At 73.1% G+C, this 14,453-nt stretch carries 13 protein-coding genes; 6 read left to right on the top strand and 7 right to left on the bottom strand.

The annotated features are described in order from the left end of the window. Nucleotides 1-241 precede the first annotated feature (241 nt). From AEQ27_RS02175 to AEQ27_RS16955, 4 genes are all read left to right on the top strand, one after another. Complete coding sequence (locus AEQ27_RS02175) at nt 242-946, top strand: response regulator transcription factor (RefSeq protein WP_054145196.1); 705 nt, start codon at nt 242-244, stop codon at nt 944-946. Beyond that, nucleotides 939-2,069 carry a HAMP domain-containing sensor histidine kinase gene (locus AEQ27_RS02170; protein WP_054145195.1) on the top strand — a complete coding sequence of 377 codons (1,131 nt, stop codon included), beginning with the start codon at nt 939-941 and terminating at the stop codon, nt 2,067-2,069. Before AEQ27_RS02175 ends, AEQ27_RS02170 begins: the two co-directional genes overlap by 8 nt. Before the next feature lie 510 nt (nt 2,070-2,579). Next, nucleotides 2,580-3,350: a spore photoproduct lyase family protein gene (locus AEQ27_RS02165; RefSeq protein ID WP_235450946.1), complete on the top strand. Its 771-nt coding sequence runs from the start codon at nt 2,580-2,582 to the stop codon at nt 3,348-3,350. Nucleotides 3,351-3,773: 423 nt separating this feature from the next. Further along, complete coding sequence (locus AEQ27_RS16955) at nt 3,774-4,502, top strand: NmrA family NAD(P)-binding protein (RefSeq protein WP_369813577.1); 729 nt, start codon at nt 3,774-3,776, stop codon at nt 4,500-4,502. A 50-nt stretch (nt 4,503-4,552) separates the two neighbouring features. Here the strand turns inward: AEQ27_RS16955 and AEQ27_RS16950 are convergent, their stop codons facing one another. The 5 genes from AEQ27_RS16950 to AEQ27_RS02135 form a co-directional block, all read right to left on the bottom strand. Further along, nucleotides 4,553-5,878 (bottom strand): hemolysin family protein, encoded by a 1,326-nt coding sequence (locus AEQ27_RS16950; RefSeq protein ID WP_054145193.1) that lies wholly within the window; start codon nt 5,876-5,878, stop codon nt 4,553-4,555. A 148-nt stretch (nt 5,879-6,026) separates the two neighbouring features. Then, nucleotides 6,027-6,962 (bottom strand): nuclear transport factor 2 family protein, encoded by a 936-nt coding sequence (locus tag AEQ27_RS02150; RefSeq protein ID WP_054145192.1) that lies wholly within the window; start codon nt 6,960-6,962, stop codon nt 6,027-6,029. A 312-nt stretch (nt 6,963-7,274) separates the two neighbouring features. Next, nucleotides 7,275-7,823 (bottom strand): hypothetical protein, encoded by a 549-nt coding sequence (locus tag AEQ27_RS02145; protein ID WP_054145191.1) that lies wholly within the window; start codon nt 7,821-7,823, stop codon nt 7,275-7,277. Next, entirely contained in the window at nt 7,816-8,151 is a 336-nt protein-coding gene (locus tag AEQ27_RS02140; protein WP_054145190.1) for a PadR family transcriptional regulator, read from the bottom strand. The genes AEQ27_RS02145 and AEQ27_RS02140 overlap by 8 nt, the downstream gene beginning before the upstream one ends. A gap of 32 nt (nt 8,152-8,183) precedes the next feature. Next, nucleotides 8,184-8,834 (bottom strand): GNAT family N-acetyltransferase, encoded by a 651-nt coding sequence (locus AEQ27_RS02135; protein ID WP_082383165.1) that lies wholly within the window; start codon nt 8,832-8,834, stop codon nt 8,184-8,186. Between the two features lie 111 nt (nt 8,835-8,945). Here AEQ27_RS02135 and AEQ27_RS02130 point away from each other — a divergent pair, with 111 nt between their 5' ends. Then, entirely contained in the window at nt 8,946-10,847 is a 1,902-nt protein-coding gene (locus tag AEQ27_RS02130; RefSeq protein WP_054145189.1) for an ABC transporter ATP-binding protein, read from the top strand. 2 nt (nt 10,848-10,849) lie between these two features. Here the strand turns inward: AEQ27_RS02130 and AEQ27_RS02125 are convergent, their stop codons facing one another. Beyond that, a complete protein-coding gene (locus AEQ27_RS02125) occupies nt 10,850-11,683 on the bottom strand; it encodes a hypothetical protein (RefSeq protein ID WP_054145188.1) in 834 nt (277 codons plus the stop codon). A gap of 179 nt (nt 11,684-11,862) precedes the next feature. On the opposite strand from AEQ27_RS02125, the gene AEQ27_RS02120 reads away from it, so the two are divergent. Further along, nucleotides 11,863-13,602 carry a PHP domain-containing protein gene (locus tag AEQ27_RS02120; protein ID WP_054145187.1) on the top strand — a complete coding sequence of 580 codons (1,740 nt, stop codon included), beginning with the start codon at nt 11,863-11,865 and terminating at the stop codon, nt 13,600-13,602. A 48-nt stretch (nt 13,603-13,650) separates the two neighbouring features. On the opposite strand, the gene AEQ27_RS02115 is transcribed toward AEQ27_RS02120, so the two are convergent. Continuing rightward, complete coding sequence (locus tag AEQ27_RS02115) at nt 13,651-14,451, bottom strand: DNA-formamidopyrimidine glycosylase family protein (RefSeq protein ID WP_054145186.1); 801 nt, start codon at nt 14,449-14,451, stop codon at nt 13,651-13,653. Nucleotides 14,452-14,453: the final 2 nt, after the last annotated feature.

Below are 14,453 nucleotides of genomic sequence, written 5' to 3'. Positions count from 1 at the left end.
CCGTCGCGGCGCGGGAGACCGCGCCGGCCACCGCCAGGAGGACGACGAGCGAGAACGCGATCGCACCGGCGACGACGGCCAGGACGACGGCGGGGCGTCGTCGGTGCCGGCCGGGGACGGGACGTGCGGAGGGCGACGGGGCGAGGTTTCGCATGCCCCTCAGTCGCCGGGATCCGCCGTTGCCGGCCCGTATGCGTTTCTCGATACGCGGACGATACGGCCCGGCTCGTAGCATCGGGACGTGCGTGTGCTGATCGTCGAGGACGAGCCCCTGTTGGCCGAGGCCATCCGCGACGGTCTCCGTCTCGCGGCCATCGCGTCCGATGTCGCGGGCGACGGCGACACCGCGCTCGAGCTGCTGAGCGTCAACGAGTACGACGTCGCCGTGCTCGACCGCGACGTGCCCGGGCCCTCGGGCGACGAGATCGCCGAGCACCTGGTCGTGACCGGCAGCGGCACGCCGATCCTCATGCTGACGGCCGCCGACCGTCTCGACGACAAGGCCTCGGGCTTCGAGGCGGGGGCGGGCGACTCCCTCACCAGGCCGTTCGAGCTGCGGGAGCTGGGGCTGCGGCTGCGCGCCCTCGCCCGGCGTCGGGCGCACCCCCGGCCACCGGTCACCGAGTTGGCGGGGCTGCGCCTCGACCCGTTCCGCCGCGAGGTGCACCGCGACGGCCGCTACGTGGCGCTCACCCGCAAGCAGTTCGCCGTGCTCGAGGTGCTCGTGACGGCCGGCGGCGGCGTGGTCAGCGCCGAGCAGCTGCTCGAGCGGGCCTGGGACGAGAACGCCGACCCGTTCACGAACGCGGTCCGCATCACGGTCTCGGCGCTGCGGAAGCGGCTCGGCGAGCCCTGGGTGATCGCGACGGTGCCGGGCGTCGGGTACCGGATCGACGCCGGCCCTGTCCGGACCGGCCCTGTCGAGGAGGCGCGGGGCCGTGGGTAGGACGCGCGGCCCCAGCGTCCGCCTGCGTCTGGCGCTCAGCTCCGCGGCCGGCGTCGGGGTGACCGGGGCGCTGCTGCTCGGGGTGGTCTGGCTGTTCCTGTTGCGGTACGTGCCGCAGGAGGCGCTCTCGAGCTTCGACGGGTACGCGCCGAACCGAGGAGACCTGGTGCGGGCGTTCGTGCCGCGGGCCTTCGTGGCTCTGGCGGTGCTGCTCGGGGCGGGGCTGCTGGGGGGCTGGTGGCTCGCGGGGCGGCTGCTGGCGCCGCTCGACCGTCTGACCGAAGCCGCCGGCCTGGCCGCGGAGGGGTCGCTGTCGCACCGCATCGCCCTGCCCGGCCGGGCCGACGAGTTCCGTGCGCTGGCCGACGCGTTCGACACGATGCTCGAGCGGCTCGAGGCCCACGTCTCGGCGCAGCGACGGTTCGCGGCCAATGCCTCGCACGAGTTGCGCACGCCCCTCGCCATCTCGCGGACCCTGCTCGAGGTCGCGCACGACGACCCGGAGTCGGACCCGAGGGTGCTCGCAGGTCGCCTGCGTGAGGTGAACGACCGGGCGATCGACCTGACCGAGGCGCTGCTCGTGTTGAGCAGGGCCGACCAGCGGTCGTTCGACCGGTCGTCCGTGGACCTGTCACTGCTCGCGGACGAGGCCGTCGAGGTGCTCTCGCCTCTCGCCGACGCGCGGGGCGTGGCGCTCGAGGTCGAGGGCGACGTGTCGACCACGTCCGGGTCGCCGGCCTTGCTGCGTCAGGTGGTGACGAACCTGGTGCACAACGGCATCGTGCACAACGTGCCCGCAGGGCCGCACGCGGGGACGCGCGACGTCGACGCGTCGGTCGGTCAGCCGGCGGCGTGTGTGTCGGTCTCCACGGCCCCCCGAGGGGCCGGGGCCCTCCTCGTCGTCGAGAACTCGGGCCCGGTGGTTCCGCCCGACCTCGTCGCGACCCTGACGGAGCCCTTCCAGCGCGGCGACGCCCGCGTGCGGGGCGACCACCAGGGCTCCGGGCTCGGCCTGGCGATCGTCGACGCGATCGTGCGCGCCCACGACGGGACGCTCGAGGTGCGGCCCCGGGTCGGCGGCGGCCTCCGGGTCACCGTCGAGCTGCCCGCCCGACCGGGCTGACGGGCCGACGGGCCGGCGCGGTCGGTCCGCACGGCTCGGTCGAGGGGGCGCCGAGCGCCTCGAAGCAGGGCAGGCGGCATGCGGTCGGCTGCGGCGGAGGCCAGGGCCGCCCGAGGACTGAACCGACATCGCGTTTCTGCGTCGCAGAGGACCGCCGTGTGCGAAGGCAGGACCCCGTGCAGCCGCTGTCAGTGGTGGCCTGTACACATGGCGCATGATGGCTTCTCCGGCTCTTCTCGACGTGCGCCGCATCTACGCCGAACCCGCGGCGGCCGCGTCGCCCCGGGGGCAGGACGTCCTCGCGCGCTGGCCCGAGGCGATCGTCGTGCCGGTCGAGTCGCACTGGCGCATCCCCGAGCTCCACGGCGACGAGGCGAACGCCCGTCGCTGGGTGCGCATCAAGACCGGGGCGCTCGTCCGGGGCGAGAAGAGGGGCCTCGTTACGGGCCCAACGGCCGGGCGGCCGGCTTCACCGCGCCGGCGCTGCCGAGGGGCGGCGCGATGGCGGGCGTGTCCTGCTCCGCCCCCCGCCGCAAGGGGTACAGCAATCCGGTCACCGTGTTCACGAACATCGAGCAGATCGGTCGCCACGTCGCCCGTCACGTGCACAAGCAGGGGCCGAAGCTCGAACCCAACCAGTGCGACCCCGAGGCGTGGGTGTACGACATCGGCGAGAACAGCGACTGCTCTGTCGACGCGACGATCAGTGACAATGTGCGCGACCTCTGCGACCTGTTCCGCATGACCCCCACGGCCAAGGCGTCCTTCGCCACCAAATGGGTCAACCGCGACCTGCTCACGTGGGATCCTCGGGGGCGGTCTCGCATCCGCTTCTCGCTGATGCCGGCCGAGACCGCGAAGGTCACCGACCTGCGCACCAGCCCGATGGCCGACCGCATCGCCGCCGTCAACGACTTCGTGGAGGCCGGATGGGAGGTCCACCTCAACTTCTCACCCGTCATCATGACGCCCACCTGGCTGTCCGACTGGCGGGCGCCGCTGCCGCCGGCCGCCGACGTCCGCCCGCCCGCCGCCCAACAGCAGGCGGCGGCCGAGGTGATCTTCCTGACCCCCAACGCCGCCCTGCACGAGGTCAACGAGCGGTGGCACCCCAAGGGCGAAGAGCTCATCTGGCAGCCACGCCTGCAAGAGGCCAAGATCTCGCAGAACGGCGCCGAGAACGTCCGCTACCGTCGCGATCTCAAGGCCCGGGGGGTCGCGCAGTTGTCGGCCCTCGTGAACGAGATCACGCCGTGGTGCCGCATCCGCTACGCCTTCTGAGCCGGGCACGTCCCTCGTACGGAGGGGCGGGTCGCAGCGGCCGATGATGTGGTTCAGGCGCCGACGCGCCAGTGACGAAGTCGTCGCGGCGATGATGCCGCCGGTGGTGTCGGTCATCCGGTTCCCGGTGTCGCAGGCGCGTCCGATGGCCGGAACGACCGCTCGGCCGAGCTCGACGAGTGCCGGCGCGGCGCTGCCTCCGAGGGCGGCCGCGGCGGGGCGCCGGAAGTGCAGACTCCCTGAGGCTCAGTCCCGAAGGTGGTCGGGGGGCGGCGGTCCACCCCGTCGCCTGCTCGTGTGATGCCGACTTCGTCGAGAGGGATCGCGCACGCCGAGCACTGGTTCGCCGTGAACCCCCGAGTGGGCACAGCGAGGTCGTCGCGGACAGGGAGGTGAGGCGGCGGCAGCAGAGCGGTCCTCCCGCTGCCCGACGGGGAACCGCCATCCGGCCGTCCCGGCGCCACAGGCGACATCGGTCGCCGCATCGTCCGTGAACTGCGCACCCTCGGCGCCGACGTCCGAGTGCTCACCCGTCCCGGTGCCGGCAGCGGCCCGTTCGCCGACGACGATGCCATCCGTGTCGTGGAGGCCGACTACACCGACCCCGATGCCCTGCGGGCCGCGATGGACGGTGTCGACGTGGTCGTCGCCGCCCTGAGCGGTGCACGGCCCGTCATCGTGGACGCGCAACGGGCTCTGCTCGCCGCTGCGGTCGACGCCGGCGTGCCGCGTTTCAGGCCGTCGGACTACTCGGCCGACTACCGATGCATCACCCCGGGCAGCAACCGGAACTTCGAGCTGCGACGCGAGTTCCAGGCCGACGTCGACGCTGCCCCGATCTGCGCCTCCAGCGTTCTCGTCTGTGCGTTCACGGACATGCTGACCGGCCAGGCCCCCTTGGTCGTGCTCGAGCTGAAGCGCGTCCTGTTCTGGTCGGACGCCGACCAGATCCTCGACTTCACGACCGAGGACGACACGGCCCGCGTCACCGCACGGGTGGCCCTCGACGACGACGCATCGCGGTTCGTGGAGGTCGCAGGGGACCGCGTGTCGGCCAGGGACCTCGCGCGCAGCATGACGCGCATCACGGGGGCACCTACCGTGTGCAGTGGGCCGGGACGACGGGGACCCTCGCCGGCATGGCGCGGGTGATGCGCGCCACCGACTCCGACAACACGGGGCCCGGGGCCCGGGGCCCGGATTCAGTTCCGCGCGTCGTCCGGGGTGCTCGCCTCATCGGCGGGTGTCTCGTCGACGTCGGGGATGACGAGCCGCTCGGAGATGCGGCGCCGGTCCATCGCGGTCACCTGGAGGCGGGCGCCGTCGATCTCGACGACGTCGCCCACGACCGCGAGGCGCCCGAGGGTCTCGATGACGTAGCCGGCGACGGTGTCGGAGGCGCTCTCGGGCAGGTGGATGCCCGTCGCCTCCTCGAAGTCCTGGAAGTTCAGACGGCCGTCGACGATCCCGCCGCCGGCCTCGAGGTCGGCGGCGGCGAACTCCGTGTCGTACTCGTCGAAGATCTCGCCGACGACTTCCTCGACGAGGTCCTCGAGGGTGACGATGCCGTCGGTTCCGCCGTACTCGTCGACGATGACGGCGATGTGGTGGCCGTCCGCCCGCATCGAGGTGAGCGTCGGGAGGACGCGCGCCGTGGCCGGCAGGTACGAGATCGTCCGCACGATGTCGCGGACCGGCGTCGCCGGGTCCTTGGTGATCGCCTCGAAGAGGTCGCGGACGTGCACGAAGCCGATGATGTCGTCGATGGACCGGTCGATGACCGGGTAGCGCGAATAGGGCTGGTCGTGGACCTCGCGGGCGGCGTCGCTGACGCTCCCGGTGCCGTCGACGGCCGTGACCTCGGGGCGAGGACGCATGACCTGGCTCAGCTGGCGGTGCCGGAGGGAGAGCACGTCGTCGAGGATGCGGCGTTCGTCCTCGGGCAGACCCTCGTGGCTCGAGACGATGTCGCGCAGCTCCTCTTCGGTCATCTCCTCGCCCGTCTTGTGCGGGTCGCCGCCGAGCAGACGGACCACGAGGTTCGTGCTGATCGACAGCAGCCAGATCACCGGACGCATGAGGACGGCGAAGACGGCGAGCACGGGGGCGACGGCGTAGGCGAACGAGGCGTTCCGCTGGATCGCGAGCCGCTTCGGAGCCAACTCGCCCAGGACCAACGAGAGGTAGGCGATGAGGAGGGTGAGGACGATGGTCGCGACCGTGGAGGCGGCCTGGTCCCCGAGCCCGAACCCGACGAGGACCGGTGTGACCGAGGGGGCGATGGAGGAGGCGCCGTACGCCGCGGAGGCGAACCCGGCGACCGTGACGCCGATCTGGACGGCGGCGAGGAACATGTTCGGGTCGCGCGCGAGGCCCGCGACCTTCTCGCCGCGCTTGCCGCGCGCGGCGATCGCGTTGACCTGGCTCTCGCGGAGGGTGACGAGCGCCATCTCGGTGGCGGCGAAGACACCGCCGACCAGGACGAAGACGACGACGAGGACGATGTTGAGGAGCAGGTCGCCGTTCATCGGGCGAGGAGGGCGATCGGCAGGCGGGTGCCCGGGGTCTTCCGGGCGCCCGGACTATGGCAGTCGGACGAAGGATCTGAGGTGCGCTTCATGGACGGAGATTACCGGGAGCACTCCGCGTTCGCCTGTGCGACCGCCTGACGAAGGGCTAGTCGGTCGGGACCACGTCCCAGTGCTCACGGATGAGGCCGTCGTCGACGCGGAACAGGTCGGCGGCGAGCAGCGGGTCGCCGGGTTTCGCGCCGACCGCCTGGGAGAAGGTCCAGACGATGTCGCCGTCGGAGAGCGAGATGACGGACTGCTGCGCCGGGAACTGCGCGCCGCTGCCGAACAGCTGCTTCAGCGCCGCCGTCCCGTTCGGGGCGACCGGGTTGTGCTGCAGGTACGCGGGGTCGAAGGCGCGGTCGAGGATCGACGCGTCGTGGTCGCGGAACAGCGTGTCGTACGCCGACACCGCGAGGACGCGATCGCGTTCTTCCTGACGCTCCGACGGCGCGGCAGTCGGACGTGCCGGCCGGTACAGGTCGCTGAACATGGTGTTCGTGTTCCCGCTGGCCGGTGTGCCGGTCGGAACGGGCTGCTCGAGCGACCAGCGCTCGACGATCCGCCCGTGCTCGAGGCGGAACAGGTCGACGGCGGCATCGCCGCGTCGTTCGTCGCGCGGGTCCGGTGTGATCTGCCAGTGCACCGCGACGAGGTCGCCGTCGGCTGCGACGCGCTTGATCACTGCCTGAGCACCGGGGACGCGCGTCCGGTCCGCCGAGAACTGGGCGAGGAGTCCCTCCGGCCCGGCGGTGGTCCCTGCTCCGTGCGCGACGGCGCTCGGTGAGACGAATTCCGCCGCGAGCTGCTGGGAGGACGTGCTGTCGGGATCGGCGAAGGTCGTGGTGATGAGCGTCCGCACGGCGCAGGCATTGCGGTGTTCGGTGGTGGTGTCCCGTCTGTCCGGGGCGGCCGTCACGGTCGGCTTCGGTGTGGTCCCGGGAGCAGCGGATGCCGGCGTGGTGACGCCGAGTCCGGCGAGGAGGGCGGCTCCGGCGAGGACGGCCGTGCCGCGGGCGAGGCGGCTGGATGCGACGGACATGAAGGCTCCTTCTGCGAGGGTCGGCGGCTGATCGCAGCATCTCAGGAAGCCCCGTCGAACGGAGGTACGCACTTTCTCGTAAGCCACTCACGTCGAGGTCGGAATCGTGGAACCGCCTGCACCGCCCGCGCAGGATCGGGACGCTCGCGAACGTTTGCGTGCGGCGTGTCCTACGCGAGTGGTGCTCACACACATCACGAACCGGTCCGGGAACGCTGCTGGCTTCCCTGCGATCGGTCGTGAGCAACCCCTTCCGTGTCGTGGCCGACGACGAGGGAAGCGAGGCCGTCCCCGCGAGCGGCGAGTTCCGTCTCAGGGGCGCCAGTCCCGGCGCTGCGCGCGGACGGCCAGCACGATGCCGACGACGGGGAAGACGAGGTAGCCGGCCAGGACGACGAGGTGGGTGCCGCCGAGGTCCGCCGAGGCCATCACCGTCGCGGCCGCGAGGGCGAGGAGGGCGACGCCCGCGGAGGCGAGCCAGGCGGCTGCCTTCTCCCGCCGGGTCCAGGCCCTGGCCTGGCTGACGAAGAGGAGGCCGGCGAGCGCCCCGAGGACGGGGACCAGGAGCGAGCCGGCGATCAGGACCACGACCGCGATGATCGAGAACGTCCGGCCGGGAGGAGGCGCGTCCGGGCTGACGAGGGGAGTCTCGGTGGTCGTCTCGGCGCGGGCTTCGGCGGCGATGAAGGCCGGATCGCCGAGCTGTCGGATGCGTGCAGCTGCGGCCTCCGCGTCGAGCCCCTGGAGCTCTTCCCGGATTCCGGTGGCGATGTCCCGGTGGAGGTCCGCCGGGAGCTGCCCGAGCTCGGTGTCGAGCTGGGCGAGGTAGGCGGTGGTGATGTCGGGCGTGGTGTCAGTCATGGGTGTCTTCTCCGATGAGTAGGTGGACCGAGGCGGTGAACGGGGCCCATTGGAGGCGGAAAGCGCTGAGCTGGGCACGCCCGAGCGGGGTCAGTCGGTAGTACTTGCGGACGGGGCCCGTCGCGGACGGCTGGTCGAAGGCGGTGGCGAGACCTTGGGCCCGGAGGCGTCCGAGGACGGGGTAGAGCGTCCCGATGCTGGCGACGAGACCGGCCTCGACGAGCTGTTCGGAGAGCTGCCAGCCGTACATGGGCTCTCGGTCGAGCAGTCCGAGGATGCAGTACTCGACGACGCCCTTGCGCAGTTGCGCCCCCACGTCTGCTGTCATGCATCACAAGCTACCTTGCGGTGCAAGACAGGTCAAGGGGCCCCGGTGCTCGACGGCAGCCGGAGTCGCGGCCCGCGCCATGCCCGTGGAGGAACGCGTCGGAGGCGCGGGTCGGGTCGCCGCCCCGTCTCGCCCTGCTGCGCGGGCCGTTCGTCGGCGAGCATCGCGAAGACGAGGGTGTCGGTCCATTCGTCCTTGCTCCAGAAGTCCTGCCGGTGGTGCGCCTCCTGCCGCATGCCGACCCGGGCCGCGAGGCGCGCGGAGGACGTGTTGCGGGCATCCATCTGCGCGGTCACGCGGTGGACGTCGTCGCGCGCGAAGGCGAGCTGCAGCGCGGCCGCGACCGCCTCGCTCGCGTACCCCCGGCCTCCGTGCTCGGGATCGAGCGTCCACCCGATCTCGAGCGTGCGCCGTTCCTGCTCCGTGCGCCACAGCGACACCGTGCCGATCACCGAACCCTCCCGCTCGACGACGAGAGCGAGTGCCCCCACGGGCTCGGCGAGCTCCGTCCGACCCAGGCGTCGTTCGAGCTGTGCCCGCCCGGACTCGATCGTCCAGGGCTCCTCCAGAAGGAACCGCGCGACGTCCGGTCGTGAGTGGATCGAAACGAGTCGACCCAGGTCGTCGTCTCGGTGCAGGCGGAGGGTCAACCGGGGAGTCGACGCCAGCGTGTCCGTGTCCATGGCCTCGATCCTCCCGCATCACCGGTCACGACCGCCCGACGCATGCTGCTGCTGCGAGCCCGGGGCGGCCTGCCGTCTACATTGGGCCAGGCCCCCACGGAAGGAACCACCATGAGCATGGAAGGCGCGGCCTGGAGCTCGCTCTACAAGATCTCGTCCGCACGAGACGGCGGCCACGGCATCTCGCGTGAGTCCGTCCGGCGGATCATGACGTTCGCGGTGCCCTACCGGTCCAAGCTGGTGATCTTCATCGCCCTCTCCGTCGTGGGCGCCTTCCTCGCGGTCGCGACGCCGGTGCTGGCCGGCCGCGTGGTCGACGTCATCGTCGCGCGGGGTGAACTCGCGGCCATCGTGCGGCTCGCCGTCCTCATCGCGGTCGTGGCGCTGGCCGACGCCGGAGTCTCGCTCGTGACGCGCTGGTTCTCGGCCCGGATCGGCGAGGGCGTGATCCTTGACCTCCGCACCGCCGTCTTCGACCACGTGCAGAAGATGCCGATCGCGTTCTTCACGCGCACCCGGACGGGCGCCCTCGTGAGCCGCCTCAACAACGACGTGATCGGCGCCCAGCAGGCCTTCAGCGGCACCCTCTCGGGCGTCGTCACGAACGTCGTGGCCCTCGTCCTCACGCTGATCGTCATGCTCAGCACGTCCTGGCTCGTGACCGTCCTCGCCGTCGTCATGCTCCCGATCTTCCTGGTGCCCGCGCGGCGCATGGGCAGCCGTCTCGCTGCGCTGCGCCGCGAGGCCGCCGACCACAACTCCGCGATGAGCACGCAGATGACCGAGCGCTTCTCCGCACCCGGCGCGACGCTGGTGAAGCTGTTCGGCCGTCCCGACGAGGAGGCCGAGGAGTTCCGCGTCCGCGCCGCCCGCGTCCGCGACATCGGGGTCCGGACCGCGCTGCTGCAGTTCGTCTTCGTCACCGCGCTGACGCTCGTCTCCGCCCTCGCCCTCGCGCTCGTCTACGGGCTCGGTGGTGCCCTGGCGCTCGCCGGCCAGCTCGACACCGGGGAGGTCGTCACCCTGGCTCTCCTCCTCACCCGCCTCTACGTGCCGTTGACCGGTCTCGCCAACGCACGGGTCGAGATCATGAGCGCGGTGGTCAGCTTCGAGCGCGTCTTCGAGGTCTTGGACCTCGAACCGCTCATCCAGGAGAAGCCCGCCGCCGCCTCCGTTCCCGAGGGCCCGGTGAGCGTCGAGTTCGACGACGTCCGCTTCGCCTACCCGTCCGCGGACAAGGTGTCCCTCGCCTCGCTCGAGGAGGTCTCCACCCTGGACACCCGTGGCGGCGAGGAGGTGCTGCACGGCGTCTCGTTCAGGATCGAGCCGGGGCAGACCGTCGCGCTCGTCGGCACGTCCGGTGCCGGGAAATCCACGATCGCGCAGCTGATGTCGCGCCTGTACGACGTCGACAGCGGCGCGGTGCGCCTCGCGGGCACGGACGTCCGCGACGTGACCTTCGCCTCGATGCGTCACACCCTGGGCATGGTGACGCAGGACGGCCACCTGTTCCACGAGACCATCCTCAGCAACCTGCGCCTCGCGAGGCCTGAGGCGACCGATGACGAGGTGTGGGACGCCGTCCGCCGCGCACGGCTCGAGCCCCTCATCCGGTCCCTGCCGGACCAGCTCGACACGATGGTGGGAGAGCGCGGCTACCGGCTCTCGGGAGGCGAGCGTCAGCGGATGACCATCGCGCGCCTCCTGCTGGCGCAGCCTCGCGTCGTCATCCTCGACGAGGCGACCGCGGCGCTCGACTCGACGTCCGAGGCCGCCGTCCAGGCGGCGCTCAGCGAGGCGCTCGAGGGGCGGACGGCCCTGGTCATCGCGCACCGCCTGTCCACGATCCGCAGTGCGGACCAGATCCTGGTCGTCGAGGACGGCTCGATCGTGGAGCGCGGCACGCACGACGAGTTGCTCGCTGCGGAGGGACGCTACGAGGAGCTGCACCGCACGCAGTTCGCCGTGCAGAAGGACGTCGTCGCGGACGAGCAGGCGCCGACCGCCCCGTAGCCCTACTCCGCGGGCGGCCCGTCGACGGGCGCGGTCCGACGTCGCCGCAGCACGAGGGCGGTGCCGCCCGCGAGCAGTCCGGCGGCGAGCGCGCCGACCCCGGCGACCTGTCCGCCCGTGAAGGCGAGTGCTCCGTCGGCGGAGGGCCGGGCCGTGGCCGCGGGGCGCGGCGTCGAGCCCGCTCCTGCCCCGGCACCGTCCGTGGGCGCGGGGGAGGGTGCCGTGCCGGGGTCGGCCGGCATCGCGGTCGGGTCGTCCGTGGGAGGCGTCGGGTCGACCTCGGCGCCGGGCACCGACCAGGTCCCCGCGGCGAAGGTCACCGGCAGCGTCGCCGCGACGACGACCGTCGACGGGATGCCGGACTCGACGACGAGGCACGCGAGCGAGAGCGCCGCCCCGCCCTGCTCGACGCCGCCGGACACGACCTCCTCGAACGAGATCGCCATCGGCACCTCGACCGGCGGCCCCGTGGCCACCGCGACGCTCGGGGACGTGACGACGGTCGCGCCTCCCGACGTCACCGAGAGCCGGGCGGCGTCGTCCGCGTCGGCCGGGCAGCCCGCGGCGAACAGGGCCGAGGCGAACGACGGGTCGGCGCGGGCGTCGCCCGACACGATCGCGGTGCCCGCGGCGTCGTGCAGCACGAGCGGCGCGGGTTCGGCGGGCGCAGGGGCGGCGGCGGCGGCACCGGGGCCGGCCAGGCCCGCGACCGCGCCGGCGGCGAGGGTCGCCGCGACGACCAGGGCCCGTCCGGAGGCGCGCGACGGGAGACGACGGACGGCAGGGACGGAGGCGCGCGAGGGGAGACGACGGACGGCGGGGACGGAGGAGGGCATCGGGACCTTCGGTGGGTGCGGTGGGCCCCCGCGGCGGGGAGCGCGCGGTGACGCCAGGACTGTCGCGCACCCGGGGGAACGGGTCGTGAACGCCGGGTGTCGTGCACGTCCCCGATCGTTGGCCTGCGGTTCAGACCCGATGCCTACGGTCAGGACGCCCGCCCGACGAAAGTGATGCCATGTCCCTCGACCCCCGCCCCGAGCAGTCCGCCTCGACCGGTGACGCGTCCTCCCTGCCCGAGGTGGACCGGAGTGCAGCCACCCGGTCGGGCGTCTCGCGCCGGACCTTCCTGGGGGCGTCCGTCGCCGCCACCGTCGCCGTCGGGGCGACCGCCCAGGGGCTCCGGGCCGCGACCCCCGCGCAGGCCGCGCCGCCGCCGTCGTCGCCCGCCGCGGTCGACCCGGCCGCGCCCTCGTGGCTGGTGTTCGACCACCACGTGCACTCGGTCTACTCGCCCGACGCCAAGTACCCCATGACGACGATCCTCGACCAGGCGCAGCGCTTCGGGGTCGACGCGATCGCCTTCACCGAGCACAGCAACAAGGGCCACGCCAACGTCGGCGGGGTGTTCAACGCCGCCCGCGAGATCGAGACCGCGCGGGCGGCGCGCCCCGACCTGCTCGTGCTGCAGGGGCTCGAGTGGTACATCCCCGGCGCCGAGCACGCCACCGTGCTCGTCGCTCCCGGGCCGGCGACGACCCGCGTGCTGCGCCGTTTCGAGCTCGACCACGACGGCAAGCTCAACGGCTGGGAGAAGCCGCGCGCCGGCACCGACGACGCCGCCGAGTGGCTCGTGCACGCCACCGACGCGATCGCCTGGCTCGGCGCCCAGAAGAGCGCGGGCGTCGTCGACGACGTGATCGTCCTGGCGAACCACCCGAGTCGCCTCGGCATCGACTCGCCCGGCGAGCTCCGTGCCTGGCAGGACGCCGACCCCGAGGTGTTCGTCGGCATGGAGGGTGCTCCCGGCGCCCAGGCGGGCGCGATCGCCGCGAACGCCACCGAGCGCTCGCGGCGGGGCGAGTACGAGAACGCCCCCAGCGAGTTCTCGTTCACCGGCTACCCCGCCGAGGCCTACCTGACCCACGGCGGCTTCGACTGGACGACGGCCGTCGTCGGCGGCGTGTGGGACTCGCTGCTCAGCGAGGGACGCCGCTGGTGGGTCACCTCGAACAGCGACCTCCACCTCAAGGAATCCGACTCGACGCGCGTCGGCGACTTCCCGACCGGGCCCGGCTGGGAGGCCGGCGCGACGCTCGCGAACTTCGACCGTGCCGGCCGTCGACCCGACCCGGTCACCACGGCCACGCCCCAGAACGGCGCCGACTTCTGGCCGGGCGAGTTCAGCCGCAACCACGTCGGGGCCGTCGACCGGTCGTCCGCCGCCCTGCTCGACGCGATCCGTGCCGGACGGCTCTGGGTCGACCACGGGCACCTCGTCGCCGGGCTCTCGGTCGTGCTCCGGGCCACCGGCGGTCAGGAGGCGCAGGCCACCCTGGGCGGGACCCTCACGGTCCCGCGCGGCACCGCCCTCGAGCTCGTGGTCGACGTCGTGCCCACGACGACGCCCACCTCGCGGGGCACCGTCCCGCGGCTCGCCCACCTGGACGTGATCCGCGGTCGCGTCACCGGCCCCGCCGCCGACCGTGGCGACCAGCGCGCGCCCGGCCCCCCGGGCGCCGAGCTGCGCGCCGCCGCCGGCCGCCCCGCCGCCCCGTTCCGCGTCGTGGTGCCGCCCGAGCCCGCCGCCGAGGACGGTTACGTGCGTCTGCGCGGCAGCGACGGCCGGGCGCACGGCGTCGGCCCGTTCGGCGCCGAGGGCGACCCCCGCGCGCCCCCGCCGTACCCGGTCGCCCCGGCCGACCCGTGGGCGGACACCTGGCTGTACGCGAACCCGATCTTCGTCAGCGTGCGCTGAGCCGACCGGGTCCCGTACCTCGGGGAACGTGCTCGTGATCGCCCGAGGTCATGCCGCGGGCTGACACCTCGGGCACCACCAGGCCCGTCGCGTACGCCCGTCCGGCGTGGGTGGGTCGTCGCGCGCCTCGACGCGGGTGCCGCAGCGCAGGCACGGGCGTCCGGCGCGACCGACCACCCAGTGCGTCCCGCCGCGGCGGGTCCGGCCCGTCGTGCCCTGGTAGGCACCAGGCGTCGTGACCGAGAAGCGCAGGGCGCGGGCGGCGACGTCGACGAGCCTCACCAGGTCGACCTCGCCGATCGGCGTGGGCGGGTGCACCCCGCGCAGGTAGCCCACCTCGTTGACCCAGAGGTTGCCGAGACCGGCCCTCGGCCGCTGGTCGAGCAGGGCGGCACGGACCGTCACGCCGGACAGTGCGGCCGGGCGACGGCGCGCCTCCGCGGGGTCCCAGTCGGGGCGCAGCGGGTCGGGGCCCAGATGGCCGGTCAGGGCGTGCTCGTCCCGGGTCGGCACGAGGTCGACGACCGGCAGGTCGACGCCCCAGAGGGTGTGGCCGTCGTCGAGTCGGGCCCCCACGCGGGCCTGCCGCCGCAGCCGGGTCGGCAGGACGCGGCCGGGGCGGGTGAGGGTCCATGACCCCGGCATGCGCAGGTGCGTGTGGGGGGGGCTGGCGTCGTCGAAACGGGTCAGCAGGTGCTTGCCGTGGGTGTCGACCTCGACGATGCGTCGACCGGAGAGCGACTCGCCGGCGCGGCCGCCCGACCGCAGCGCGCCGTCGACGACGACGCGGTCGACGAGCGAGGGACGGAGGCGCGCCGCCAGCAGGTGGACGCGGTCACCCTCCGGCATGC

The organism is Frigoribacterium sp. RIT-PI-h (genome assembly GCF_001297205.1).
Classification (GTDB): Bacteria; Actinomycetota; Actinomycetes; order Actinomycetales; family Microbacteriaceae; genus Frigoribacterium.
Note: the sequence above shows the minus strand (reverse complement) of the source record. Positions and strands in the feature narration are given on the sequence as shown.